Here is a 2132-nt window from a genome sequence, read left to right on the forward strand (position 1 = left end):
GGACGGCGGGGGTTTGAAGACGCGCCCTAGGGCCTGACTGTGGCGCGAGGTCCCGGGCACGGTCCCGGGACCTCGCGCCACTCGGGCCGCGGTCCCGGTCGATCTGGTTCTTTGGTCCCATTTCAACCGATTTGGTGAGCTTTTTCCTTGCCATTCGCCGCGAGGCGAGTTTGGCTTGAAGGCGACTGCGTGACCTCTCCGCTCCCCTCCGGAAAGGCTCCCCCAGTGTCCTCCCAAGCCCAAGCTGCCACCGGTCATGGAACGGCGGACTCCCGCCGCTGGTGGGCCCTGGCGGTCATCGCCATCGCCCAGCTGATGATCGTCCTCGACATCACCATCGTGAACATCGCCCTCCCGTCGGCCCAGAAGGATCTCGGGATCTCGGACGCCGACCGGCAGTGGGTGATCACCGCCTACACGCTGGCCTTCGGCGGACTCCTGCTCCTCGGCGGCCGGCTCGGCGACCTCTTCGGCCGCAAGCGCGTCTTCACCATCGGCCTGCTCGGCTTCGCCCTCGCCTCGGCGATCGGCGGCGCCGCCAGTGGCCCCACCATGCTCTTCGCCGCCCGCGCCCTCCAGGGCGCCTTCGGCGCGCTGCTCGCCCCGTCCGCCCTGGGACTGCTCTCCACGACCTTCACCGATCCCAAGGAGCGGAGCACCGCCTTCGGCATCTTCGGCGCGATCGCCGGCGGCGGCGCCGCGATCGGCCTGCTCCTCGGCGGCCTGCTCACCGAGTACCTGAACTGGCGCTGGTGCCTGTTCGTGAACACCCCGATCGCGATCGCCACCGCCTTCGCGGCGTTCTCCGTGCTGACCCGCGACCACATCGGCAAGGACACCCGGACCAGACTCGACCTGCCCGGCGCCGTGCTCGGCTGCGGCGGCCTGCTCGCCATCGTCTACGGCACCTCCGAGGCCGTCACCCGAGGTTGGGGCGACTGGCTGGTGCTCGGCTCGCTGGGCCTCGGTGTGCTGCTGCTCGTGGTGTTCGTCCTGGTCGAGAAGCGCACCCCGCACGCGCTGCTGCCGCTGCACATCGTGGCCGAGCGCAACCGCGGCGGCGGCGCCCTCTCGGTCGGCCTGGCGATGATCGGCATGTTCGGCCTGTTCCTGTTCCTGACCTACTACCTCCAGGTCATCAAACACTTCTCGCCGGTGATGTCCGGGGTCTCCTTCCTGCCGATGACGGCGGCCATCGTCATCAGCTCCACCGGCTTCGCGGCCCGGCTGATGACCAGGGTGCCGTCCCGCAACCTGATCGGACCGGGGCTGCTGCTCGCCGCCGCCGGGATGGCCTGGCTGACCCAGATGAAGGTGGACAGCCCCTGGGCCGGCATGGTGCTGCCCGCCGAACTGCTGCTCGGCTTCGGCATGGGCCTGATCTTCATGCCGTCGATGAGCCTGGCCACCCTCGGCGTCGCGCCGAACGAGGCCGGCGCCGCCTCGGCCACCATCAACTCGGCCCAGCAGGTCGGCGGCTCCTTCGGCACCGCGCTGCTCAACACCATCGCGGCCAGCGCCACCGCGAGCTGGCTGGCCGCCCGGATCACCACCGCCGGGGACCCGGCGGTCCAGGCCCAGGGCGCGGTGCACGGCTATGTGATCGCCACCTGGGTCGCCATGGGCATCCTGCTGCTGGCCGCGCTGATCGCCTTCCTGATGATCGACCACCGGCCCGCGCCGGGCGAGGCCACCGGGGCGACCGGCACCGCGGCCGAGGCCCCGGCGAGCGCCGGGGCACCGGCCCAGGCCACGGCCCACCAGCAACAGCGGAGCACCTGACCCGCTCCGTCGCCCCCGTCCGCGGACCTCCCGGACGGGGGCGACCGGCTGAATTCTCATGCCGTTCCCAGCGACGCATCACGGCCCTCCCAGCTCGGGGCGCCATAGTCGGGACCGACCCCGCACCGCCGCCGACCAGGGCAGGAGCCGACCGAGCATGGGCCAGCACCGCCGCCGTACCCCCCGCCGCCGCCGTCTCCTGGCGCCGACCCTGGTCACCACGGCCCTCTCCGTCCTCACCGTGGCGGTCGTGGTGGTGGGCACCCACAGCCTGACCCCGCGGGCCACCGCCGTCGCCTCCCCGGCCACTTCGGCCGCCGTCGCGCCGTCGGTCCCGGGCGCCCCCACCG

The 2132-nt window shown here is 72.2% G+C and carries 1 protein-coding gene and 1 pseudogene; both read left to right on the plus strand.

The annotated features are described in order from the left end of the window. Nucleotides 1-225: 225 nt before the first annotated feature. Nucleotides 226-1782, plus strand: coding sequence for an MFS transporter (locus tag VR45_RS36140; protein WP_045944161.1), 1557 nt, complete (start codon nucleotides 226-228; stop codon nucleotides 1780-1782). Between the two features lie 157 nt (nucleotides 1783-1939). Next, nucleotides 1940-2132 (plus strand): annotated as a pseudogene (locus VR45_RS36145) (hypothetical protein); the annotation flags it as partial.

The sequence above is a fragment of the Streptomyces sp. NRRL S-495 genome (genome assembly GCF_000966955.1).
Classification (GTDB): Bacteria; Actinomycetota; Actinomycetes; order Streptomycetales; family Streptomycetaceae; genus Kitasatospora; species Kitasatospora purpeofusca.